The organism is Pedobacter sp. UBA4863, from assembly GCF_002399615.1.
Taxonomy (GTDB): Bacteria; Bacteroidota; Bacteroidia; order Sphingobacteriales; family Sphingobacteriaceae; genus Pedobacter.
Map to the genome: position 1 here is coordinate 71,654 of NZ_DHDZ01000015.1, position 22,783 is coordinate 94,436.

General features: G+C 37.1%; 25 protein-coding genes. 8 read left to right on the top strand and 17 right to left on the bottom strand.

Translation table 11 applies throughout. The features are described from left to right. Positions 1–73: 73 nt before the first annotated feature. Positions 74–619 (top strand): lipocalin family protein, encoded by a 546-nt coding sequence (locus B3I52_RS02120; protein ID WP_293298102.1) that lies wholly within the window; start codon positions 74–76, stop codon positions 617–619. Between the two features lie 35 nt (positions 620–654). On the opposite strand, the gene B3I52_RS02125 is transcribed toward B3I52_RS02120, so the two are convergent. The 4 genes from B3I52_RS02125 to B3I52_RS02140 form a co-directional block, all read right to left on the bottom strand. Continuing rightward, complete coding sequence (locus B3I52_RS02125; RefSeq protein ID WP_293298104.1) at positions 655–1,059, bottom strand: hypothetical protein; 405 nt, start codon at positions 1,057–1,059, stop codon at positions 655–657. Between the two features lie 88 nt (positions 1,060–1,147). Continuing rightward, a complete protein-coding gene (gene topA, locus B3I52_RS02130) occupies positions 1,148–3,688 on the bottom strand; it encodes a type I DNA topoisomerase (RefSeq protein WP_293298106.1) in 2,541 nt (846 codons plus the stop codon). A gap of 157 nt (positions 3,689–3,845) precedes the next feature. Beyond that, complete coding sequence (locus B3I52_RS02135) at positions 3,846–4,430, bottom strand: hypothetical protein (protein ID WP_293298107.1); 585 nt, start codon at positions 4,428–4,430, stop codon at positions 3,846–3,848. Positions 4,431–4,645: 215 nt separating this feature from the next. After that, positions 4,646–5,305, bottom strand: a complete 660-nt coding sequence (locus B3I52_RS02140) for a PAS domain-containing protein (RefSeq protein ID WP_293298109.1) — start codon at positions 5,303–5,305, stop codon at positions 4,646–4,648. 156 nt (positions 5,306–5,461) lie between these two features. On the opposite strand from B3I52_RS02140, the gene B3I52_RS02145 reads away from it, so the two are divergent. Then, positions 5,462–5,977, top strand: a complete 516-nt coding sequence (locus B3I52_RS02145) for a glutathione peroxidase (RefSeq protein ID WP_293298355.1) — start codon at positions 5,462–5,464, stop codon at positions 5,975–5,977. 187 nt (positions 5,978–6,164) lie between these two features. Here the strand turns inward: B3I52_RS02145 and B3I52_RS02150 are convergent, their stop codons facing one another. From B3I52_RS02150 to trpS, 12 genes are all read right to left on the bottom strand, one after another. Then, positions 6,165–6,593, bottom strand: a complete 429-nt coding sequence (locus tag B3I52_RS02150; RefSeq protein ID WP_293298111.1) for a c-type cytochrome — start codon at positions 6,591–6,593, stop codon at positions 6,165–6,167. A gap of 42 nt (positions 6,594–6,635) precedes the next feature. Beyond that, positions 6,636–7,280 (bottom strand): SCO family protein, encoded by a 645-nt coding sequence (locus B3I52_RS02155; RefSeq protein ID WP_293298113.1) that lies wholly within the window; start codon positions 7,278–7,280, stop codon positions 6,636–6,638. Next, entirely contained in the window at positions 7,280–7,528 is a 249-nt protein-coding gene (locus tag B3I52_RS02160) for a YHS domain-containing protein (protein ID WP_293298115.1), read from the bottom strand. Before B3I52_RS02160 ends, B3I52_RS02155 begins: the two co-directional genes overlap by 1 nt. A 118-nt stretch (positions 7,529–7,646) precedes the next feature. After that, the gene (locus B3I52_RS02165; RefSeq protein WP_293298116.1) at positions 7,647–8,048 is read right to left on the bottom strand and encodes a hypothetical protein; all 402 of its coding nucleotides are present in this window, start codon (positions 8,046–8,048) and stop codon (positions 7,647–7,649) included. 11 nt (positions 8,049–8,059) lie between these two features. After that, the gene (locus B3I52_RS02170; protein WP_293298117.1) at positions 8,060–8,983 is read right to left on the bottom strand and encodes a transporter; all 924 of its coding nucleotides are present in this window, start codon (positions 8,981–8,983) and stop codon (positions 8,060–8,062) included. Next, complete coding sequence (locus B3I52_RS02175) at positions 8,983–10,029, bottom strand: cytochrome-c peroxidase (RefSeq protein WP_293298119.1); 1,047 nt, start codon at positions 10,027–10,029, stop codon at positions 8,983–8,985. Before B3I52_RS02175 ends, B3I52_RS02170 begins: the two co-directional genes overlap by 1 nt. Positions 10,030–10,031: 2 nt before the next feature. After that, positions 10,032–10,865 carry an MbnP family protein gene (locus B3I52_RS02180; RefSeq protein ID WP_293298121.1) on the bottom strand — a complete coding sequence of 278 codons (834 nt, stop codon included), beginning with the start codon at positions 10,863–10,865 and terminating at the stop codon, positions 10,032–10,034. 320 nt (positions 10,866–11,185) lie between these two features. Next, the gene (locus B3I52_RS02185; RefSeq protein WP_293298123.1) at positions 11,186–11,563 is read right to left on the bottom strand and encodes a hypothetical protein; all 378 of its coding nucleotides are present in this window, start codon (positions 11,561–11,563) and stop codon (positions 11,186–11,188) included. Between the two features lie 52 nt (positions 11,564–11,615). Further along, positions 11,616–12,155: a hypothetical protein gene (locus B3I52_RS02190; protein WP_293298125.1), complete on the bottom strand. Its 540-nt coding sequence runs from the start codon at positions 12,153–12,155 to the stop codon at positions 11,616–11,618. A gap of 94 nt (positions 12,156–12,249) precedes the next feature. Then, complete coding sequence (locus tag B3I52_RS02195; protein WP_293298127.1) at positions 12,250–12,447, bottom strand: DUF5808 domain-containing protein; 198 nt, start codon at positions 12,445–12,447, stop codon at positions 12,250–12,252. A gap of 38 nt (positions 12,448–12,485) precedes the next feature. Beyond that, complete coding sequence (locus tag B3I52_RS02200; protein ID WP_293298129.1) at positions 12,486–13,100, bottom strand: deoxynucleoside kinase; 615 nt, start codon at positions 13,098–13,100, stop codon at positions 12,486–12,488. A gap of 68 nt (positions 13,101–13,168) precedes the next feature. Then, the gene (gene trpS / locus B3I52_RS02205; protein WP_293298131.1) at positions 13,169–14,167 is read right to left on the bottom strand and encodes a tryptophan--tRNA ligase; all 999 of its coding nucleotides are present in this window, start codon (positions 14,165–14,167) and stop codon (positions 13,169–13,171) included. A gap of 259 nt (positions 14,168–14,426) precedes the next feature. On the opposite strand from trpS, the gene B3I52_RS02210 reads away from it, so the two are divergent. From B3I52_RS02210 to B3I52_RS02230, 5 genes are all read left to right on the top strand, one after another. Beyond that, on the top strand, positions 14,427–15,161 hold the full coding sequence (locus tag B3I52_RS02210; RefSeq protein ID WP_293298133.1) for a lysophospholipid acyltransferase family protein: 735 nt from the start codon (positions 14,427–14,429) through the stop codon (positions 15,159–15,161). Positions 15,162–15,244: 83 nt separating this feature from the next. Continuing rightward, positions 15,245–15,535, top strand: a complete 291-nt coding sequence (gatC, locus tag B3I52_RS02215) for an Asp-tRNA(Asn)/Glu-tRNA(Gln) amidotransferase subunit GatC (RefSeq protein ID WP_293298135.1) — start codon at positions 15,245–15,247, stop codon at positions 15,533–15,535. A 120-nt stretch (positions 15,536–15,655) separates the two neighbouring features. Then, positions 15,656–16,414 carry an ABC transporter ATP-binding protein gene (locus B3I52_RS02220; protein WP_293298137.1) on the top strand — a complete coding sequence of 253 codons (759 nt, stop codon included), beginning with the start codon at positions 15,656–15,658 and terminating at the stop codon, positions 16,412–16,414. A gap of 66 nt (positions 16,415–16,480) precedes the next feature. Continuing rightward, positions 16,481–17,035: a cob(I)yrinic acid a,c-diamide adenosyltransferase gene (locus B3I52_RS02225; protein WP_293298139.1), complete on the top strand. Its 555-nt coding sequence runs from the start codon at positions 16,481–16,483 to the stop codon at positions 17,033–17,035. A 79-nt stretch (positions 17,036–17,114) separates the two neighbouring features. Further along, positions 17,115–17,336, top strand: a complete 222-nt coding sequence (locus tag B3I52_RS02230) for a DUF2795 domain-containing protein (RefSeq protein ID WP_097129232.1) — start codon at positions 17,115–17,117, stop codon at positions 17,334–17,336. Positions 17,337–17,398: 62 nt separating this feature from the next. Here the strand turns inward: B3I52_RS02230 and B3I52_RS02235 are convergent, their stop codons facing one another. Beyond that, complete coding sequence (locus tag B3I52_RS02235; protein WP_293298141.1) at positions 17,399–20,650, bottom strand: amidohydrolase family protein; 3,252 nt, start codon at positions 20,648–20,650, stop codon at positions 17,399–17,401. Positions 20,651–20,859: 209 nt separating this feature from the next. On the opposite strand from B3I52_RS02235, the gene B3I52_RS02240 reads away from it, so the two are divergent. Continuing rightward, a complete protein-coding gene (locus B3I52_RS02240) occupies positions 20,860–22,752 on the top strand; it encodes a RecQ family ATP-dependent DNA helicase (protein ID WP_293298143.1) in 1,893 nt (630 codons plus the stop codon). Positions 22,753–22,783: the final 31 nt, after the last annotated feature.

Below are 22,783 nucleotides of genomic sequence, written 5' to 3' on the forward strand. Positions count from 1 at the left end.
ATTAAGTGTTTTTTAAATTAAAATTAAAACATTTTATCCTCTCTTAAAGTTAATAGTTGAAAAACTTACGACAATGAGAACAAAAAAAATATTAGTAGCCAGTGCTATATTAAGCGTGATAACTTTAATGACCTTAAACTCGTGTAAAACCACAATTCCGCCAAATGCTGTTGCTGTTAAACCCTTCTTTTTAAATAAATATTTAGGTAAATGGTACGAAATTGCCAGGATAGATTTTAAACACGAAGAAGGATTAAATAATGTAACGGCAACTTATTCTTTAAATAAGGATGGCTCTGTTAAAGTAGATAATAAGGGTTATGATTTTGAAAAAATAACATGGAAAAATAGTATTGGCAAAGCAAAATTTGTTGGAGATAAAAATGAAGCGAAATTAAAGGTTTCCTTTTTTGGCCCTTTTTACTCTGGCTATAATGTGATAGCCATAGATAAGGATTACAAGTATGCTTTGGTTGCTGGAGAAAGTTTAGATTATTTATGGATTTTAAGTAGGAAAACTACCATTCCGGATGAAACAAAAGAGGCGTATTTAGCCATTGCCACAAAGGCAGGTTACGATGTGAGCAGGTTAAATTGGATTGAGCATAACGATTTATAACACTTTTCCTTTACTCATTAATAGAGAAGTAGCTATTATTTAATCATTATCCCCGGTTTGTTCAGTAGGGGTATTTTAATCAAGTTAGCATCTACAATACTTTCTGGAAGAAAAAGAAATTTCTTATCGTAAATGGTATTGCCAATGTAATAGCTTAGCCAGTATTCATTTGTCAATCCAAAAACCGCAGGATCTATAGCTTCTATACCCGCATAGCTCTGGGCAGCTAAATCGCCCATAGAATGTCTTAGTAATGATGTTTTTACTTGCTTGCCATCTTTTTCGCCATAACCTTTGGAGGTAATGAGCACGTTGGTAATCGCTTCTTTCTTTAAATTAATGAGATAAACTGTCCAGTTTTTTACTTCGGGTGTTTCGCCCATTAAAACTACAGCAACAGCAATATCCTCTACTATATTTTCAGGTAAGTCTTTTTTCATCGGGGCAAGGATAAAAGAACAAAGAACAAGACGTGGAGAGATTAATAGTCTCAGTCTTTATTCCTTATTCTTTACGCTTTGTTCTAAATTATTTCTTCTTCGCTGTAGCCTTTTTTGCAGGTGCTTTTTTCTTGACATCAAAAGCCTTTGGCAATTGTTCCAGAATTAATTTCTTAACATCTTCTAAAGAAATTTCTGCTAATTCTTCTGCGGTATATTTTGCTTTGGTTTTAGGGTTGTTCTTTAATTTAAGCATTTCTTTTCCGAAACGGATAAATGGCCCCCAACGACCGTTTTCAATAGCAATTTTCTCACTTTCCCACTGCTGAATATAGCGATTGTTCTCTTTCTCGATCTTTTTTTCAATTAATTCCTTTATATCGTTCTGCGAAAGATGATCGAAGTTATAGGCCTTTGGTACGTTGATAAACAAATCATTCCATTTAATGAAAGGGCCAAAACGCCCCGTACCTTTAGTTACCGGCAAGTTTTGGAAATGTGCTACTGGCGCATCGGCGTCTATTTTTTCATCGATAAGGGCAGTGGCCCTATCGTAATCTATAGTTAAAGGATCAACGTTTTTAGGAATGGAAATAAAGGTATCGCCCCATTTTACATAAGGACCAAAACGTCCCAAACCTACAGCAACTTCTTTGTCTTTATAATTTTCTAGTTGGAAAGGCAGTTTAAATAAATCTAAAGCTTCTTGTAGGGTAATGGTACCTACCGATTGGGTTTTAGTTAAGCTGGCATAACGTGGTTTATCTTCTTCGTTATCGCTAATTTCGCCAATTTGAACCAAAGGCCCAAAGCGACCAACTTTGGTATAAACATTTTTTCCGGTTTCTGGATCTGTGCCTAATAAACGTTCCCCGGTAGCTCTATCAGCTGTTTCTATGGTGGTTTCTACTTCGTTATGAAAAGGTTGGTAGAACGAATGAAGCATTTTTGTCCACTCTTGTAAACCTTGTGCAATCTCATCAAATTGCTTTTCTACTTTGGCGGTGAAATTAAAATCTACAATACCTTTAAAGTGTTCAACTAAAAAGTCATTTACCACTTCGCCAATATCAGTAGGGAAAAGCTTCGATTTTTCAGCTCCCGTAATTTCGGTTTTATGTTGCTTGCTTATTTTATCACTAATTAATGAAAAAGCAAGGAAATCTCTTTTCTTTCCGTCTCGATCTTCTTTAACTACGTAACCTCTATTTTGTATGGTAGAAATAGTTGGGGCATAAGTAGAAGGTCGGCCAATGCCAAGTTCTTCTAGTTTTTTCACCAAACTAGCCTCCGTATAGCGTGCCGGTGGGCGAGAGAATCGCTCTGTTGCCACCATTTCTTTTAACGAAAGTGCCTGCCCCACCGATAAAGGAGGTAACAAGTTGTTCTCGTTTTCGTCATCTTCATCATCGGTAGATTCTAAATATACTTTCAAGAAACCATCAAACTTTAACACTTCGCCTTCTGCACCGAAAACTTCTTTTCTGCTACTTACGCCAATATCTACGGTCGTTTTCTCGAAAACAGCCTCACTCATTTGCGATGCAATGGCACGTTTCCAAATCAACTCATATAGGCGCTTCTCGGCACTATCGCCGTCGGTAGTATGTCTATCGAAATAAGTAGGGCGGATGGCTTCGTGAGCCTCTTGTGCACCTGCAGATTTTGTTTTGTAAACTCTTGGTTGGTGGTATTGGTTGCCGTACGCCGATTTAATTTCGGCGGCAGCAGCAGCAATGGCAGTTTCCGATAAGTTTACAGAATCGGTACGCATATAGGTAATTTTACCATTCTCGTATAGCCTTTGTGCAATTTGCATGGTTCTCGCTACCGAATAACCTAATTTCCTAGAGGCTTCTTGTTGTAGGGTAGATGTTGTAAATGGTGCTGCCGGATTTCTTTTAGCAGGTTTAACTTCTAAGTTATTTACCTTAAAGTTGGCGCCTATACAATCTTGAAGAAATTTTTCTGCTTCTTCTGCTTTTTCAAAACGCTGTGGCAATTCTGCTTTTACAGTTTCTTTGCCTTTGCCGGTGGTAAATTGGGCGGTAATTTTAAAAGCCGCGGTAGCATTAAACTTATTTACTTCACGTTCTCTATCAACAATTAAACGTACCGCAACAGACTGTACCCGGCCAGCAGATAAAGAGGGTTTTATCTTTTTCCAAAGTACAGGAGAAAGCTCAAAACCTACCAAACGGTCTAAAACCCTACGGGCTTGTTGTGCATATACTAAATTATAATCGATACCTCGTGGCGTTTCTATAGCTTTTAATATAGCCGGTTTAGTAATCTCGTGAAAAACAATACGTTTGGTGTTTTCTTTCTTTAAGCCTAAAGTTTCAAATAAATGCCAAGAAATGGCTTCTCCTTCACGGTCTTCATCGGATGCTAGCCATACCGTTTCGGCTCCCTTGGCTAATTTTTTTAATTCTGATACTACCTGCTTCTTGTCGGCAGGCACCTCATAAGTTTGCGAAAAATCATTGTTTACATCTATGCCCATATCGCCCTTTACCAAATCGCGAATGTGGCCATAGCTAGATTTTACTAAAAAATCTTTTCCTAAATATCCTTCTATGGTTTTCGCTTTTGCGGGCGACTCTACTATCAATAAATTTTTTGCCATTAACTAGGTTTTTGTGCAAATAAAACTATAAAAACTGCCAATATCAAAATTGAACGAGTTTTTTTTAGAAAAACAGGGTTTTAGTAGTGTTTCGTTGTCCGTTTGCTAGCTATCGTTTTTATAGCAGAAAACTAAAAATTTTGAGTTGGAAACTGATTTACTTCCAGCTTGATAGTTGCATTTTATAAGAAAAACCTCTGATGATTTTTCCTGTGCTGATATTTTTATCGATGGCTTTTACTTTTTTAATTACCAAGCCAATGTTTTTTGCGTAGGTTTCATCGTAAATGTCTTCCCTAATTAAATTTATTTCTTGGTACTGATTGATGGAAATAGTAGAGTCTAATTGGTTACCACCAATAGTTAAGGGAACATCCAGCTCTTTTACCTCGTGTCGCCATTCGCCCAAATCGTTGTATAAATTGCCGTTCCAAGTAGCCTGTAAAGTGGTAGGGAAAACCAACCTTACATAGCGTTTATTGTCTATAAATTCTTCGGCCCTGTTTTTGGTTATTTTTCTGGTAATTACCTTTTGGAAAAACCAATCTTGGGTAGCTGTTTTCTTATAGCGTTCTATACGATAAGCTTCGTCGCCCTGTATATCGGTAAATTTATTGGTAACTATATCTTTTAACTGAAAAGTGAAGTTTGTAGTCGAATTATTAAAATCGCTATACACTGTAGAGTCTACATCGTAAATTACTTCACTATTTAATTTTAAAGGGAAGTAGCCAGAATTCATATCCGGCATAGGCATATTCTCAGATTTATCGCAAGCCAGCAACAGTAGGCAACAGCTAAGCCCAACTATTAATTTGCAACGTATATAGCTTATTAATTTCATCGACATTCAAACTTACATAAAAATGCAGAATTATCACGATACGCAATAAAGAAACAAATTATTATATAGATGGAAAGAAAGAGAAATGATGGAAATGGAACAGCTACACTTTGCTATTTCTCCTTGTTTTTAATGTGTTGCTCGTGTTTGGCAATATGCTCAATGTGTTGGCTAAGTTCTCTGGTGTAACTATCTAGCATTTTGGTAGAAACATTCATGAATTGCACAATCTCTTCAAGGTTTGTTATTTCTTCTTCGGTAGCTAAGCCCAATAACTCGGTAATGCCCATTAATTGAGTAATAGGTTGACGCAAACCATGAGAGACCTTAAATAAAAGCGATTGTAGTTCTTCTATTCTTTTGGTTCTTTCTAGTTCTGCTTTCTTTTTCTCGTTAATAAGTGTTCTTACCGAAAAATATTGTTTGGTTGATAGCGTGCTGTTATGAACTGGGAAAATGATGGTATCTACCCAATAAAAATCGCCGTTCTTAGTTTTGTTTCTAATTTCGCCTTGCCAAATGTTTCCGTTGCCAACGGTACGCCACATTTCTTTAAAAAAATCTTTAGAATGTAGCCCAGAATTGATGATGTTATGATTTGAACCTATGAGTTCATTTTTTTGATAGCCCGAAATTTTGCAGAATTTATCGTTAACATATAGAATGTTCCCTTTACGGTCTGTTAGCGAGCATATAATGTTACTGTCTGTTTCTTTGTCTTTTGGGCTAAGTAACAATTGTAAATCTGGAAGGATGGATTGTTCGGATTTCATAAACGAGCAGGTGGATACCTGCGAATCTACTTAAAATGAATTTGATTACTGTTGGCTTGGCATAAAATGATAAATAAATGTTTTTTTATGATAATTACAGCGGCAAAAGAATGCTTTTCTTCGTATATTCGTTAAAGTATAAATATTAAAGCTATGATGAATACATTATTGATATTGTTGGGCTTATTTGTAGCTCCAAACCCACCGAAAACCGTTTACGATTTTTCTTTTAAAACCTTAGATGGGAAAGAAATAAAGCTTGCTAAATTTAAAGGAAAAAAGATGCTGATTGTAAATACAGCTTCTAAATGTGGCTATACTAAACAGTACGAAGATTTAGAAAAATTACATCAGCAATATGGCAAAAATGTGGTGCTTATTGGATTTCCTTCTGCCAATTTTGGCGGACAGGAATTTGGCACCAACACCGAGATTAAAGAATTTTGCACTAGCAAATTTGCCACTACTTTTTTAATTGCAGAGAAAAGCGAAGTTAAAGGCGAAGAAATTTCCCCATTATTTCAATACCTAACTACTCAAGCTAATCCAGATTTTACAGGAGATATTAAATGGAATTTTGAAAAGTTTTTAATTAACGAAAAAGGGGAATTGATACATCGTTACCGCTCGGCGATAAAGCCATTAGATGAACAGATTGTGAAAAATTTTTAAATTTTGATATTTAATAGACGAGAGATTTGGTTTGTTTAAAACCAGGTTTCTCGTTTTTTTTTGTAGCTATTTTAGCGCCGGCTATATATAATAGGGCTTGTTTAATTTCAATTCAAAATAAATCCATGAGCTGACATTGTTGCCCGCTCATGGGGATTATAGTTGAAATTTTAGCGTGTAAGTTGTCTTATTTGCAGTTTTTTAAATCGTTAGCCACTTGCTCATAAGTGTACATGCCTTGTTTATTTTCAAATGAATTGGTGATATAAACAATGACCTGCGCAATGTCAATATCGTGCATATCTTTAAAGCCTGCCATCTTTTCGTGGTAAATTTTACCATTAATTTCCATGGGTTCGTTTACGCCATTTTTAATATAGCAGGCTAGCTTTTGTTTATTTTGCTGCAAGAAAATAGTATCCGTTAGTGGTGGTGTTAACTCTCCTAAACCTTCGCCATTTTCACCGTGGCAGTTTTGACATTTCGTTTTGTAAATATCTTTACCATTGCTATGATATTTAGCCAGTTCTATTTCGCTAGCGCTTTGGCAGGCGTGAATAACCATGGCAATGGCGCCCAAAAACAGGGAATAGAGCACTATCTTTTTTAGAGTCATTTGTTTGATTTATTGCTTTTGGCTTCTAAGGTTCAAATTTTGTTATTCTTTTTCTGCCAATAAAATACTGATGTCGTTTTTCAGCTTTTCAACCTCTTCTGGTTTAGTGCCATCATAGGCACCTCTAATGCGTTTGTGCTTGTCTATTAAAACTAACCAACCTTGGTGTATATAACCATCTGTTGCGGTATTATCTTCTTGTACGGCAACTAAATAGTCTTTTTCGGCAATTTTATAAACTTCTTCTTTGTTGCCCCAAACAAATTGCCACTGCGGAACATCGACCCCTAGTTTTTGTGCATATTTTTTCAGTACCGAAGGTTTGTCGTATTTAAAATCAATAGTATGAGATAAGAACATTACCTCAGGATTCGATTTAAACTTTTCGTAAATCGTTTTCATGTGACGGTGCATGGTAGGGCAAATAGTGCTGCACGAGGTAAAAAAGAAATCGGCCACATAAACCTTGTTCTTAAAGGTATTTTGCGTAATCTCAATACTATCTTGGTTTAAGAACTTAAAGTTGGGGATGGTTTTATAGATGGTGTCAATTTTCTCGTTACCACTGGCATCTTTAATTATTTTTGCTTCACGATCACCATAAATAGGTAGTTTTTTCTCTTGTTTACACGAGGTGCCAAGCGCTATTAAACTGGCAACTAGGGTATATCTTACAATCTTTTTCATTAGTTGTTTTTTAAATATTTTACTGGGTTTTTATCAAATTTTACTTTACAGCCTTTGGCACAAAACCAATATTCTTGTTTTTTGTAGGTGCTTTTGTAATTGGCCGGTTGTTTTACCTTCATTTTACAAATAGGATCTATTTTAACGCTATCTGCTAAAATAGTTTGTTTAATGGGCTCTGTAGCACTGCTGGCGTATAATGTTCCAAAACTTAGGGCAAAAATACACATTATTAAAGTTGTTTTCATGTTGTGAATAGGGTTTTTACGCCACAGATGCACAGAATAAAATAGTTCGTCATTGCGAGCTTTGCGAAACAATCTTTTTAGGTATTTCAAAGCTATCTGCGCATCTGTGGCTAATTAATTACTTATTTATGAAAGGTTTCGCCTGCTCAATTGCTTTTTCCAGCTGAATTTGTACTTGTTTAACACTATCCAATTGACCTTGGAAGTATTTTAAAGCTTCTGTTTTTGAACCTTTGAAATCAAGTTGGAAATCATGCATCCAATCCATCATTTTTTCATCTGCTAAATTGAGTTGATGTATCGATTTTTTCAATTCGATGGTATCTGCATTGTTTTGCTTGCGTTTATCTGCCAGTAAGCTATCTAACTTGAATGTGGTTTTGATAGCTTTTTCATTGATGACCATGGCTTCATTATGCAAATCATCGATGGTTTTCTTGATAGCTTCTTCGTTATCTTCTTGTTGACAAGCAGTAAAAGCCAAGCCTGTGAATAGAATTAAATATTTTATCTTATTCATGGTATTAAAAATTAAAATGGTACAGAAACGTGAAGCATTAAACGATTACCTGCTTTTGCTCGTTGGTTTGCCAGTTCTTGTGATACAATAGTTTGATAGTTCGCTCCAACAGAAAATTTGTTCACCGCCAACTCAAAGCCAGTCACTAGAGAAGCCGAATGACCGCCAGAAACAGCTACTTCATATTTGTTGTTTTCGATGTCTTTGTTAGCGGTTTCGTACAAAATACCCGCATTAGGAGCGAAGGTTAATTTGTGGAACAGCCTAAATTTATAATACAATAGTGCATTGGTAGTCAGTTTGTTTCCATAACGATACTCGTATTTGTTAGCGGTATTGATTTTGTAATTGACGTTCAAGTTTACTCCCAAATCATTTAAACGGACATCATAAGCGGCATTTAGGGTGAAATCTGTACTAGCTGTGCCTAATTGAAAATTGTTTGGTGTTTCGGTTACTGCTAATCTTTCGCTAGGCTCATATTTTCCAGTGGGCGCTTTCACACCTGCGCCTAACCAAAGCGAGTGAACCAACAACTTGCTGCTTAAGCTTGTATTTTTGGTGAAAAGGTTGTAGTAACCCATCACCGCGATATCGCCCAAACCACTTTTTGAACCAGAACTAGCTTGCGAACTTCGCTCATTAAAATTGTAAGGTACAAAAGCCAGTACTCTAAACTTCTTCCCGAAATTCCAGCCGCCCCAAAGTTCTGCGGTTTGATAGGTTTCATCGGTGGTTAATGGTGTAACATTTCCCTGCGGCCCTAAATGTGTTTGTAGTTGTTTATATTGATACCGTAAACCGATAAAACGTTTGTTGTATTCGGGCAAAATTCCGATGTAGTAACTGCCTACACCACAACCACAAATGTCGCATGCCAATAAGCTTAGTGGACTAAATAAAAGTGTAAATAATATGATCTTTTTGAAATTCATTATTGTTCTGCTAATAATTTGTTATTGATAAAATCTTCATCGTTAAGGGTGTTTAGAAAAGCCATCAACTTTGTTTTTTCATCGTTATTAATGCTAATTCCTCTAGCACCATTCTTGTTTAATAGAGGATCGAGGTTTTCTGTAGCTTGTACTTCGTGAGTGTAATGCATAAAAACAGCATCAAGTGTTAAAAACCTGCCATCGTGCATATACGGTGCCGTATATTTGAGGTTTCTTAAGGATGGTACTTTAAATTTATACTTATCTGCGTTTAGCAACGTAGCGGTATACAAACCTAAATCGTTAATTGCGCTAGGAGCAAGCCCATTATTTCTAAATCCATTATCAGTAAAAAGCGGTTCGGTATGGCAGCTAGCACATTTCTGCGTAAAGAGTTCGTAGCCTTCCAATTCTACTGCGGTAAAACTGACATTATCATCTTTTCTCATTACTTTATCGTATTTAGCATTGCTACTTACACACATTAGCATGAATTGCGACAGCGCTTTCAAGAAATTTGCTGTAGTAATATTGGCTTTACCAAAAGCAGCTTTGAACTTGCTTTTGTATTTGTCCATGGCGCTCAATTTGTTCAGCACATTTTCTAAGCTTTCGTCCATTTCTTCATGTGCGGTAATGGGAGAGATAGGGAATAAATCCAGATCGTAAATGCCGCCACCCCACATAAAAGCTTTGCTCCAAGCTAAATTCATAATAGGAGGAGAGTTGCGTGTGCCCAATCGGTCGTCTATACCATGGCTTACATCATGCCCGTGTTGGGTAAAAGCTGAAGCTTGGATATGGCAAGAGCCACAAGTAATGGTATTGTCTCTTGATAATCTCGGCTCGTAAAACAACATTCTTCCCAATTCGAAGCCTTCTTTGGTTATAGGATTATTTGCAAAATTGTAAGCTGTTTCAGGGAAATTTTTGGGCGTTTGAAAGCCCAAAAATGTTTCTACCTTTTCTTCTATATCCTCGCTTTTTTTACAGGCGTACGCAAACACTATGATCACCAAAAAATATTTGATATATCTTAGTTTCATCGCTAGTTTTCGGTATGATCGTGAGTAAATAAATCCTTAAAATTATTTGCGATGCTGGTAGAATATTCGCTAAACATTACAGTAGGATGTGTTTTAATGCTAAAGGTGTTTGTACCGTTAAAAAACTTCATCAAATCAACAAACAGGTGGATATTGCTCTGTCTGTCTTTTCTTACTTTGGCGATACCTGCGTTAGTTAAATCTACCGTAATAGTTCTAATGTTATTGATGGTTGGAGCACTGTAACCACCAAATCCACCGATGTGGTATTTGAATTGTTTTTTACCTGTTGGGTCTCCTAGCTGATCGTTGGTAATGACTTCTGAATTTCCTTCAAACTTGAAGAAAATATAACCCGAATTCCAGCCCCAATACATTCCGCCGCCATCGTGACCACCAGCTGCTGGGTCAAGTACGCCCGTTCTTTTGTCTACCGACATTGTACTGCGTAAACTATCTACACCTAAAACAAAAGTCAGTTTGCTGTAATCTCCTTCTGGTACTTTTACTTTGGCAAAACGAGTAGCTCTATCGGCTCCTTTAATCAAGAAATAAGAACTGTCTTGTGGAACGGTAAATTGCTTGCCTGCTGTGGTGGTTACTTGAATATTACTGATAAAGTACTGAATAGAACTAATGGTAAATTTTTCGCCAGTTGCATTAGTGTAGGGAACTGCTGTGTTATCGAAGGTTAATGTCCTGCCGCCAACGATATTATCGAATTCTACTGAAAGCGAAGCTAGGTTTTGCTCGTCAAAATCAGGTGTTGCATTATCTTTTTTACAAGCGGTAAATAGGATAGAAGTTATAATGATAGTACTTAAAATCTTTTTCATTTTGATTTTTAATTGTGAATACACCATAGCAAAGCATTAACACATTGTCAAGCTGATCCTGTCGAAGCCCTTAAAGCATACATTTCGACAAGCTCAATGTGACACCGTTAGTGCTTACTTGGCATGTAAATAAAGAAAGTTTGTGTGACTAGGGGCGTCATTGCGAGGTACGAAGCAATCCTAAAGCAATGTTTTTACTTACAATTTGTAAGATTGCTCCGTGCCTCGAAATGACGAATTTTAAAAGTGTATACCATAACACAACATATTCATTCCAATAATCTGGAACAATTAGTTATGATAAGCCACCAGGAAATTAACTAGGCTTGTTTTGGAGGGTGAAAAATCACGCTAGTTTTACCTACAGGCTTTTGCTGTAAGTAGTTGGGGATAGTAGTTTCTACCTCGGTTTCAAAAGTTTTGAAAACCAATAAGGCTTTTTCTGGTGCTACTGTTTCTATCACACGTTTCATGTGCTCTTGCTCTTGTTTGTTTTTCTGCTCAAGCTCTTTCAGCTTGATGTCTAAGAAACATTTACCTTCACAATGACGCTCTGGTTTGTCTTTGTTGGTACACAAAACTGCCGAAATGTATGATTTATTGAAATGGTAGGAGGTAGAAACAATCCAATAGTTAAAGCAATTGGCTAAAATGCCAACTAACAATAACCCTGCAATTAATTTTCTACAGATTTTCATTGCCGCAAAGTTAGGATGTTTTTTAAGTTAGCAGCAGTAATATTTTAAATAATTAGCAGCATTTGTAGTAAATCTTTACTTTTTGCTCTTTCGCCGACCAGGCAATGTAAACATTATGGTCTTTGCCTAAGCGATAATCGAAACCGTTTAAGCCGCTTTGTTTAAGTTCGTTGTAAAATACTTTATCGGGTACATTTTTATCAGGCTGCTCGTTTGGCGTAACGGCGGGTTCCAAAAAGTGCTGTTCTTCAAAAAAATAAGCAATTTCTTCTTTTAAGAACTTTAATTTTTCGCTTTCTTTTTTGAGGTCTGCCGTAGCAATATAGTTCTTTAACAATTCATCAGCACTTATTTCTTCTCTATAAATTTCTTTTCCTTCAAAAGATTTGATGATAAATAAAAGCTGCATGTCTTTAGTGTCTTTACCTATCAAAGCCACTTTAAACGTGTCTAATTTCGATGCGTTAGAAAAATGGAAAGTGCTTGTTTTTTGCAAATCTTCGGCATTGTTGTTAGCCTTATCGGAACTAGGGGAGTTGCAGGCATAAAGAAAACCTGTAAGGGCTAGTACAGCTACAATAGTTTTTTTCATTTTAGATGTATTTGTGGCTTTAAGATAGCAAAAATTACAATTGTTTAAAACACTATTATAATTAGCCAAGCGTAGCTACAAAATAAATTGCTTTTTAAGCAGAGGCGATTTGGAAAACGATAAGCAAAATGATTATAATTAAGAAGATATAGCCTGCCGGGTGCGCAAAATTAAATGTCCAGCCCATTACAGGATTTCTTTTGGGCACAATAAAGCGGTAATCTGCTCTGTTAAAGTAAAAAATTCCCCATTTCCAATTTTCAGGGTCTTCATGTTGGAAATCTTTACTCATATCATTAGTTGCTTAGAGGCCCTTTTAGGAGATGTGTGCTAAAACAAACCGTTAATTTCTGCTTCGATGGCTTGTATTACCGTTCCTAGATCTTCTGGGTTATTGGTGAAATCTAATTTGTCTTTATCTAAAATTAGCAACTTTCCTAATTTGTAGTTTTTAATCCAAGTTTCGTACTTCTCGTTTAATTTAGAAAGATAATCAATACGGATACTCGCTTCGTACTCTCTACCACGACGTTGTATGTTATTTACCAAGGTAGGTACCGATGCCCTTAAATAAACCAATAAATCTGGAGGTTTAATGAAAGAGGTAATGTTGTCAAAAATAGCTCTGTAATTATCGTGATCGCGACTGGTCATCAATCCCATTTCATGCAGGTTATCGGCAAAAATGTGCGCATCTTCATAAATGGTACGGTCTTGTATTACATTACGCTTTTTGTTTTCTATTTCTACAATTTGCTGAAAGCGGCTATTTAAAAAATAAATTTGCAGGTTAAAGCTCCAACGCTTCATGTCGCTGTAAAAATCCTCTAAATAAGGATTGTTATCTACAGCCTCATAAAGTGCTTCCCATCCGTAATTTTTTGCCAATAAACCTGTTAAGGTTGTTTTTCCAGCACCTATGTTGCCTACTACTGCTATATGCATAAAATGATTTACGATTTTAGATTTACGATTTACGAATGGATTGCGTTAACCGTTTATCACAATATTAATTAAAAACTTTTAAAACCTATTAATTCGCGTACTTCTTTAAGTGTTTTTTGAGCACTTTCCCTGGCTTTCTCAGCACCTAAACGAGTAACTTTTTGAAGATAAGCATTATCGTTGGCAATATCGTTAATTCGTTCTCTTACCGGATTGGTAGCAATAATCATATCCTCGGCCAATTGCTTTTTAAAATCGCCGTAACGGATAGCCATTTTGTTGTACAAATCGTCGAAATGGGTTACCGTATCTGCCGAAGAAACAATTTTCATCAAATCGAACAGGTTTTGAATTGCTTCTGGTTTTTCTTGGTTTTCTGCCGTTGGTCCGCTATCTGTTACTGCTCTAGAAACTTTCTTACGAATAGCCTCTGGAGTATCTGAAAGGTAAACACAATTGGCATCACCTTCAGATTTGCCCATTTTTCCCTTACCATCTAAACCCGGCACTTTCACCAGTTTTTCGGTATAACTAAAGGCATAAGGCTCCGGAAAATATTCTTGATTGTACAAACGGTTAAAACGGTTTCCGAATGTACGGGCCATTTCTAAATGTTGCTCTTGGTCTTTGCCCACGGGTACTTTGGTAGCTTTGTGAATTAGAATATCGGCAGCCATTAACACCGGATAAGTTAATAAACCTGCATTTACGTTGTCGGGATTACCACGAACTTTGTCTTTAAAGGAGGTAGCTCTTTCCAACTCTCCCAAATAAGCATTCATGTTTAAATACAAGTACAGTTCTATAATTTCAGGCACATCAGATTGTACGTAAATAGTGCTTTCTTCTGGGTTTAGGCCGCAAGCCAAATAATCTACTAATACATTTCTGATATTGCCGTGTAGGTTTTCTGGCGTAGGATGTGTTGTTAGCGAATGCCAATCGGCGATAAAGAAGTAACAATTATATTCTTCCTGCATTTTGATGAAGTTTTTTACCGCACCATAATAATTTCCCAAATGGAGTTTTCCTGTGGATCTGATCCCGCTAACAACCGTTTCTTTCATAATGGCCGAAATTAACTAAAAAACTGAAAACTGTAAAGAATGTTGAAAGTTGGAATTTTAAATTAGATGTGTTTGACAAAATGAAGAAGGAAAAACACAGTAGCTGTCCCAATTTTCTAAATATACAGCTGCTATCATCGGAGAAGAATATGTAAAACAGTTAACCAACATCTGTGCATCTGTGGGTATAATAAATTAGCCCAATTTCAATTTTTTAAAAAAGATTTGTCATTTCCTTGAAAATTGTATTTTTGGTAAGATGATTAAGCTGTTCCGTAAGTTACATTGGGTCTATTGCCTTTTATGCCTGCTCTTATTTTTTGTGCTCTTTTGGCCCTTTTATTATTGGTTTACCAGACATCCGCGTTACTATGGTATTTTAAATAAATTTAGAACGCTACATTCTGTTTTGGCCTCTGCGTTTTCTGGAATTTTTTTCAAATTTGAATTCGAAAAGAGATTAGATAAAAACCAAACTTATATTTTTTGCGCCAACCATACTTCTAATCTGGATATCATTATTTTCTGCATTTTGGCTAGAGGAAGGTATCATTTTATGGGAAAAGAGGAACTGACGAAAAACGCTGTTTTAGGTATTTTCTTTAAAACGATAGATATTGCTGTAGCTAGAGCGAGTAAAATCTCATCGTTTAAAGCGTTTAAAAAAGCGGCCGAAAACCTTGAGAAAGGTATGAGCTTGATTATTTTCCCAGAAGGGAAGATAGACGATGCTTATCCGCCAGTGCTTCAGGATTTTAAAAGTGGTCCGTTTAGGTTGGCTATTGAAAAAAATATTCCTATTGTGCCTGTGAGTATTAAAAACCTGTGGCAAGTGATGTGGGATGACGGGGCAAAATATGGCACTAGACCGGGTATTGTTGACGTTTATGTGCACGAACCAATTTTAACCAGTATCTTAGCGGTTGAAAATGATGAAGTTTTAAGGGACGAGGTTTATGGAAAAATTGAAAGAGAATTGAAGAGAGAAAGGTAGAAGAATGGGGACTGAATTATTGTATTGTTGAAAGATTGAAACGTTATAAAGTTGCCTACTGCTAACTGAAAACTGATAAAAAAATGGTAATTGATAAAAATACGGTTTATAAAGTAGCTGATTTAGCTAGAATTGAGATAAAGGAGAACGAAGTTGATCACCTAACGCAGGAAATGAACAAAATACTTGCCTTTATGGAAAAACTGAATGCGCTTGATACCGAAGGGGTAAAGCCTTTGGTTTATATGAACGAAGAAGCAAATGTGTGGCGTGAAGATGTGGTTAAGAATGAAATTAGTGTTGCCGACGGTTTAAAAAACTCGGCCGTACATAACGAGAATTTTTTCTTAGTACCGAAAATTATAGAGAAGTAGCAGGTCGTTTTCAGTTAGCCAATTAACTAGCTAGTACAATAAAGCGTAATTCGTAAACCTATATTCTTAAATTGGTTTGTAACATTGCGGTAAAAGCTATCGTCTAAAACAAAAAGAGCAATGCAAAAAGAACTCATTACCATTAAAGATATTGGCCGCAAGTACGTCATCGGTACCGAGGTTATCCATGCACTTAAAGAAGTAAGTTTAACTATTAATAAAGGCGAATTCGTTGCTTTAATGGGGCCATCTGGGTCTGGCAAATCTACTTTGATGAATATTTTAGGTTGCTTAGATACGCCCAGTAAAGGAACTTATATTTTAAACGGAGTTAATGTAAGTCACATGACTGACAACGAGTTGGCCGAGGTTAGGAACAAAGAAATTGGTTTTGTTTTTCAAACATTTAACCTGCTGCCCCGATCAACCTCGTTAGACAACGTAGCATTGCCCTTAATTTATGCAGGTGCTGGTAAAAAAGAACGCGATGCCAGAGCGCAGCAAGCTTTAGAGAATGTGGGACTGGGCAATAGGGTGCACCATAAACCAAATGAATTATCAGGCGGTCAACGTCAGCGAGTAGCTGTGGCAAGGGCTTTAATCAATAACCCATCTATTATATTGGCCGATGAACCTACCGGGAATTTGGATACCAAAACATCGATAGAAATTATGGGTTTGCTAGAAGAAATACATAGCAAGGGCAACACTATTATTTTGGTAACCCACGAAGAAGATATTGCACAGCATGCACACCGAATTGTACGTATGCGTGATGGTTTAGTGGAAAAAGACTATTTAAACGAAGATGTAAAATCTGTTTCGCCACGATTAAAAGCAATACAAGAGAGCGGTAACGATTTTGAGCATATTAATTAACCCCTAAATCCCCTAAAGGGGACTTGGGTATAAATCACAATAAATTTCCCTTTAGGGGCTAGGGGTATGAAAATTTACACTAAAACTGGAGATAAAGGCCTTACTTCGCTAATAGGAGGTATTAGAGTAGCCAAACATCATATTCGTATTGAAAGTTATGGCACTGTAGATGAACTAAATTCTTATATAGGCCTAATTGCTTGCCAAGAAATTGATTTGCACAGCAAAGGCATTTTAAAAGAAGTACAAGACAGGTTATTTACCATTGGTGCTTCTTTGGCCGCAGACCCAGAAAAATCTAAAATGAAAACCCCTGATTTAGTGGAAGACGACATTACGTTACTAGAAACGGAAATAGACCAAATGAATGACACTTTGCCAGAATTGAAACATTTTATCTTGCCTGGCGGAAATACCATTGTGTCTTATTGCCATATTGCTAGATGCGTATGTAGAAGGGCCGAGCGGTTAACCGTAGCATTGGCAGAAAGCAGTTTTGTGGATAATAAAGTTACAGTGTATTTGAATAGACTAAGTGATTACCTATTTGTTTTAGGCCGAAAATTAGGAAACGATACCAAGGCTGCAGAAAACATTTGGATACCGCGTGTAAATAGTTGAAAAAAATATTTGCATAGCTCAATTTTTTTCACATGCTTTGCGGAAATAGAATATTGAACGAATTAATAATTGTTAAGATATGTATTGGACCTTAGAATTAGCATCGCATTTGGAAGACGCACCATGGCCTGCAACTAAAGATGAATTAATTGATTATGCTATCCGTTCTGGAGCACCTGTAGAAGTAATTGAAAATTTACAGGCTTTAGAAGATGATGGCGAGCCTTATGAAACCATCGAAGAGATTTGGCCAGATTATCCAACCAAAGATGATTTCTTCTTTAATGAAGATGAATATTAAAAAGAAAATCCCGAATTATTCGGGATTTTCTTTTTAATAACAGTTTGTAATTCATTAGGCAACTAATCGCATTGCGGAACAGTAAAGGTCCAAGTTTCTGCGGTTTTGTAAGGCAGTGAAAAAGCTACACCTTTATCCATTTCAAACCATAATTTCTGACGTAGTTTTTCACGGCTAATGGTTTCGTTCATTGTTAAACTATCGTAAATACGGCCGTTAATCATCACGTATTTAATTTTCTCAGAGTTTCTGATATCATCTAGCGGGTTATCTTCCAATATAATTAAATCGGCTAGTTTACCAGTTTCTAACGAACCCAGCTCTTTGCCCATGCCTAAATACTCGGCACCATTAAGGGTAGCTGCTTTAATGGCATGCAAAGGCGACATACCGCCCTGAACAAACATCCATAATTCCCAATGCGCACCTAAACCTTGTATTTGTCCGTGAGCGCCCAAGTTTATTTTTGTGCCGCCGTCGGCAATTTGTTTAGTAGTTCTCGCCACTTCGATATGCCCATAATCTCCATATTCAGAAGTGGTTCTGCGTCTAGCTCTAGCATCTATAATCGCTCTTGGCGTAAAGTTTAATAAACGTTCGTTCTCCCAAACATTGGTCCTATCGTACCAATAATTTTCGCCCCACTGGCCACCATAGGCAACAATTAAAGTAGGGGTATAGGCCACTTTAGTGTTATTCCAAAAACTAATTACATCTTTATAAACTGGTGCAATCGGAATGCTGTGCTCAATACCGGTGTGGCCATCGGCAATTTGGGTCATGTTGTGAAAGAAAGTTGAGCCGCCTTCTGGTACCACTTCCATTTTTAGTTGACAGGCAGCTTCCAAAATCTGTTGGCGCTGGTCTCTTCGAGGTTGGTTGTATGATTTTACCGAAAATGCACCTACGGCTTTTAAACGGTTCAAATGCGAAAGTGCATCGTCTAAACTATTAATGGTTACCTTGAAATCGCCGTCGGCACCGTATAAAATAGAACCTGTAGAATACAAACGAGGACCAATCATTCTACCAGCTTTTAGCATTTCACTCTGGCTAAACACCATTTCTGTATTGCTCGATGGATCATGTGAAGTGGTTACGCCAAAGCTTAAATTGGCCAAGTACGACCAATCTTGTTGTGGGCTAACCCCATCGGGGCTGGTTCGTAAATGTGCATGAACATCAACTATGCCGGGCATAATTGTTTTTCCGGTTACATCTACTACCTTGGCTTCTGCCGGAATTTGTATTTCTTCTACTTTTCCAACGGCTTTAATTTTATTGTTTTCTACCAAGATTGTTCCTTCCTCAATTACTTGTTCGCCTTTTACGGTAATAATTCTGGCACCTTTTAAAGCAATTAATCCGGTTGGTGCATCAGCTTTTAATTTTAAACCAATAGAAATACCGGCGGTATCAAGTTCTGGAAGTATTTTTGGGGCTCCTTCAACAAAAGAGAAAGTGTTTTTAATTTCCCTATTATAATATTTCTCGCCTAAGGTCCACAGTAGCTTTTTGCTATCGGCACTCCAATGCAAGTAAGTTCCCGCATCTTTGGTTACCCTGGCCAAAGGAATGGCCTTATTGCCTGCAGATAAATCTAAAGCAATTCCGGTAGTAACCATTGGCGTAATGTAGGCATTAAAGAGTTCTGTAAATGCCATCCACTTGCCATCTGGGCTAGGGCAAAATTGCGTAGCATATTGTGAGGTATAGTGCGTACGTTCGTTGCAACCATTCAAATCTACACTTTTAAAGGCTTTTTTGCCTGCTTCGTAACCTTGATAATAGATACGGGTATCATCATGGTTAAATTGAGGTTTAATGCCGTTATCTAATACCAATGTTTTAGTGCCACCATTGGCTGGCATTACAAAAATTCCTGTGTTTTTTCCGTAGGTTAAACCCAACACTTCGTTGCCAACACCTTTTCTAAATACAATTTTGTCGCCTTTGTTAGAATAGCTAGGAGAGTAGTAATAGCCTTTTTCGTCGGTTAGGCTGATGGTTTTTCCTGTTTTTAAATCAGTGCGTTTAATTGTTCCTTTAAACTCATCACTCCAAGTGGTGTAAACCACAAACTTGCCATCTGGACTAAACTTAGGGTCAAATTCGAAATCTAAACCGTTGGTTAGCCGTTCTGGTGTGCCGTTAGGCAATTCTTTTTTGTATAAATATCCGGCAGCATTAAAAATTACCATTTTGCCATCGGGTGCTGTAGCCAGTTGCCTAAGCATTTTTGCTGTAAACTCTGGCGTATAGACCTGTTGGTTAAAATGCAAGGCATCTTGTACTGTTTGGTTGCTGGTTACTTCAAACGGAATATCGCTTACCAATAAGCTATTAAGCTCAATTTGTTTGATTTTACCTTTGGCGTAAAAAATAATTTTTTTGCTATCGGGTGTCCATGCGAAATTTGGATATACACCAAAGATGGCCCAAGTTTCCTGTTGATCTTTCGATAGGTCATCATACAATGGATATTCTTCGCCAGTTTTTAAGTTTTGTATGAACAAGACAGATTTTAACCTTACCCTTTTTACATAAGCTATATATTTTCCATCGGGAGATACTTGTGGACGAACAGAACCACCTTGTTCGGCTATTAAATTTGTTAGTTTCCCACTTGTTAAATCTAATTGACGGATAGCGTAAATTAAGCCATTTGGATCCTTGCTGTATTGAAAAGATGGGCCAGGAGAAACATCTTCGCTAAAATAAAGGTACTTGCCATCTGGCGATACATTGGGCTCGCCTGCATCTTGTTGGTCGTTTTTGCGTTTGGTTAGTTGCACGCCATCACCGCCGTAAATGCTATACATCCACATTTCGCCCGCACCTAAAGAACGAGCAGCAGTAAAGTGCTTTCTGGCAATTAAATAATCGCTATTTGGCATCCAAGTAGCATTATTAAGTAACCTAAAAGTTTCTTTGGTAATTTGTTTTTTGTTGTTGCCCTGCCTATCCATGATCCAGATATTATCGGCACCGTTTCTATCGCTCGTAAAAGAAATATACTTGCCGTTGGGGCTAAAACGAGGTTGAACTTCGTATGCAATACCGCCACTTAGCAATTTTGCGGTGCCGCCTGTAATTGGCATCACATAAATATCGCCCAATAGGTCAAAAACAATTTCTTTCCCATCTGGACTAACATCTAAGTTCATCCAAGTGCCTTCGTTGGTGGTAATACTGAAACTTTTGCTAGGTCCTCTGTATTTTTCTACATCCCATTTTGGAGCTTCTTTTTTCTCTTGGGCGTTAACAGAACTCAAGGTAAATAATAGTGCTGAGGCAAAAACGTACTTCTTCATTCTAATTTTATCTTAACAACTAAAGGCTGCAATTTAAGTATTTATTGCCACAGATGTACAGATGTGCTTTTTTAGAATTATTATTTATTTGGTAATAAATTCTTTATGATTGATGTAAAATAATATAGGAACTAAATGTAATCTGTGCATCTGCGGCTAAACCCTTTTTGAAAAACGGCCGCTGTTTCATAGTTTTGAGCTTAACTTTTATGACTGCAACAGCAATTTTAAAGAAATATTGGGGGTTTGACGTCTTTCGTCCGTTGCAGGAAGAGATCATTCAAACGGTAATTAAAGGACAAGATAGCTTAGCATTGTTACCAACTGGTGGAGGAAAATCTATCTGTTTTCAGGTTCCGGCGCTAATGAAGGAAGGTATTTGCATTGTGGTTTCGCCTTTGATAGCCTTAATGAAAGACCAAGTAGAAAATCTCAAAGCTAGGGGGATAGAAGCTATTGCCATTTATGCCGGTATGGGCAAGCGAGAGATAGATATTTTATTGGATAATTGCATTTACGGTAAAATAAAATTTCTTTATTTATCTCCAGAAAGATTACTTTCAGAGTTGGTTCGAGTACGTATTTCGTACATGAATGTAAATTTAATTGCCATTGATGAGGCACATTGTATTTCGCAATGGGGTTACGATTTTCGGCCACCTTATTTGAAAATTAAAGAATTACGGGAAATTCATCCAGAAGTACCTGTTTTAGCTTTAACGGCAACTGCTACGCCCGAGGTTAGGAAAGATATTATTGAAAAACTCGAGTTGAAAGATGCGCAGGTTTTCGTTAAAAGTTTTTCGAGAAAGAACCTCAGTTATGTGGTTTTTAACCTCGATGACAAGCATAAAAAACTGATCGATATTTGTAAAAATGTAAAAGGTTGTGGTTTGGTTTATGTACGAAACCGACGTGAAACTGCCGAAATAGCCATGTTTTTGCAGCGCAATAAAATCTCGGCAGATTTTTATCACGCAGGTTTAGAAAAGGACGTCCGTTTTCAGAAACAGGAAGATTGGAAGCAAGATAAGACGCGAGTGATGGTGGCCACCAATGCTTTCGGGATGGGGATTGATAAACCTAATGTGCGATTTGTAGTGCATTTGGATTTGCCCGAAAGTTTAGAAGCCTATTACCAAGAAGCGGGGAGGGCAGGACGGGATGAAAAACGGGCGTTTGCAGTGTTGTTGACCAATAAAGGTGATAGGTCAGTACTCGAAGCAAAATATACCGACAGTTTTCCCTCGGTTGAGGAGATCAAGAAAGTTTATCATTATTTGGGCAATTACTATCAGTTAGCTTATGGCGCAGGCGAAGGTCTGAGCTTTGAGTTCGATTTGGCAGACTTTTGCAAACGTTTCAATATTGGTGTTATTAAAACAATGGCGGCACTAAAGTTTTTAGAACGCGATGGTTATTTGACGCTTTCGGAAAATATATTCATTCAATCGAGGCTGATGTTTGCTGTTGGACATGAAGATGTTTATCGTTTTCAGATTGAAAATGTAGCTTTCGATCCTATTGTAAAAACCATACAGCGCTCTTATGGGGGCGCTTTTGATGGTTATGTTAAAATTAAGGAAAGTGATTTGTCGAACCGATTGAAGATTTCCTACAACGATGTGATTGCTTATTTAAAGAAATTACAGGAATACAATATTATTTCTTATTTGCCCCAAACAGACCAACCTCAACTGCAATTTATAACACCTCGAATGGACATGCTACATTTAGATGTGGATGCAAAGTTTATCCAGTTACGGAAGGAAACACAGCGCAAGCAAATAGAAGCGGTATTGGCCTATGCCGCAAGTGATTGCTGTAGGAGTGTACAGTTGTTAGCTTATTTTGGCGAAACCAATGCCGATAAGTGTGGCGTTTGCGATGTTTGCTTGGAGGAGAAAAAACGAGAAGATGCAGCGGCTTATACAGACAGAATAGATTATGAAATTAGCACGGTACTGCAAGGTGGGCATTTTGATTTAGATGAATTGGTGAAAAACGTGCAAACAGGTACGGATAACAATAAAATAGACCGAATTAGGGAATTGCTAGATGCTGGAAAGATTAAGACTGATGGGAAGAAGTATTATTTGTAATTCGATTTACGTTTTTTTCATCTAAACAACC

Coding starts and splice junctions, on each gene's coding strand:
- B3I52_RS02155 (WP_293298113.1), bottom strand. CDS start 7,280: ATGAAAAAGATTGTAAGATATACCCTAGTTGCCAGTTTAATAGCGCTT.
- trpS (WP_293298131.1), bottom strand. CDS start 14,167: ATGAAAGAAACGGTTGTTAGCGGGATCAGATCCACAGGAAAACTCCAT.
- B3I52_RS02230 (WP_097129232.1), top strand. CDS start 17,115: ATGTATTGGACCTTAGAATTAGCATCGCATTTGGAAGACGCACCATGG.
- B3I52_RS02125 (WP_293298104.1), bottom strand. CDS start 1,059: ATGAAAAAAGACTTACCTGAAAATATAGTAGAGGATATTGCTGTTGCT.
- B3I52_RS02140 (WP_293298109.1), bottom strand. CDS start 5,305: ATGAAATCCGAACAATCCATCCTTCCAGATTTACAATTGTTACTTAGC.
- B3I52_RS02210 (WP_293298133.1), top strand. CDS start 14,427: ATGATTAAGCTGTTCCGTAAGTTACATTGGGTCTATTGCCTTTTATGC.
- topA (WP_293298106.1), bottom strand. CDS start 3,688: ATGGCAAAAAATTTATTGATAGTAGAGTCGCCCGCAAAAGCGAAAACC.
- B3I52_RS02225 (WP_293298139.1), top strand. CDS start 16,481: ATGAAAATTTACACTAAAACTGGAGATAAAGGCCTTACTTCGCTAATA.
- B3I52_RS02185 (WP_293298123.1), bottom strand. CDS start 11,563: ATGAAAATCTGTAGAAAATTAATTGCAGGGTTATTGTTAGTTGGCATT.
- gatC (WP_293298135.1), top strand. CDS start 15,245: ATGGTAATTGATAAAAATACGGTTTATAAAGTAGCTGATTTAGCTAGA.
- B3I52_RS02160 (WP_293298115.1), bottom strand. CDS start 7,528: ATGAAAACAACTTTAATAATGTGTATTTTTGCCCTAAGTTTTGGAACA.
- B3I52_RS02180 (WP_293298121.1), bottom strand. CDS start 10,865: ATGAAAAAGATTTTAAGTACTATCATTATAACTTCTATCCTATTTACC.
- B3I52_RS02150 (WP_293298111.1), bottom strand. CDS start 6,593: ATGACTCTAAAAAAGATAGTGCTCTATTCCCTGTTTTTGGGCGCCATT.
- B3I52_RS02240 (WP_293298143.1), top strand. CDS start 20,860: ATGACTGCAACAGCAATTTTAAAGAAATATTGGGGGTTTGACGTCTTT.
- B3I52_RS02170 (WP_293298117.1), bottom strand. CDS start 8,983: ATGAATTTCAAAAAGATCATATTATTTACACTTTTATTTAGTCCACTA.
- B3I52_RS02165 (WP_293298116.1), bottom strand. CDS start 8,048: ATGAATAAGATAAAATATTTAATTCTATTCACAGGCTTGGCTTTTACT.
- B3I52_RS02175 (WP_293298119.1), bottom strand. CDS start 10,029: ATGAAACTAAGATATATCAAATATTTTTTGGTGATCATAGTGTTTGCG.
- B3I52_RS02135 (WP_293298107.1), bottom strand. CDS start 4,430: ATGAATTCTGGCTACTTCCCTTTAAAATTAAATAGTGAAGTAATTTAC.
- B3I52_RS02145 (WP_293298355.1), top strand. CDS start 5,462: ATGAATACATTATTGATATTGTTGGGCTTATTTGTAGCTCCAAACCCA.
- B3I52_RS02190 (WP_293298125.1), bottom strand. CDS start 12,155: ATGAAAAAAACTATTGTAGCTGTACTAGCCCTTACAGGTTTTCTTTAT.
- B3I52_RS02220 (WP_293298137.1), top strand. CDS start 15,656: ATGCAAAAAGAACTCATTACCATTAAAGATATTGGCCGCAAGTACGTC.
- B3I52_RS02235 (WP_293298141.1), bottom strand. CDS start 20,650: ATGAAGAAGTACGTTTTTGCCTCAGCACTATTATTTACCTTGAGTTCT.
- B3I52_RS02195 (WP_293298127.1), bottom strand. CDS start 12,447: ATGAGTAAAGATTTCCAACATGAAGACCCTGAAAATTGGAAATGGGGA.
- B3I52_RS02120 (WP_293298102.1), top strand. CDS start 74: ATGAGAACAAAAAAAATATTAGTAGCCAGTGCTATATTAAGCGTGATA.
- B3I52_RS02200 (WP_293298129.1), bottom strand. CDS start 13,100: ATGCATATAGCAGTAGTAGGCAACATAGGTGCTGGAAAAACAACCTTA.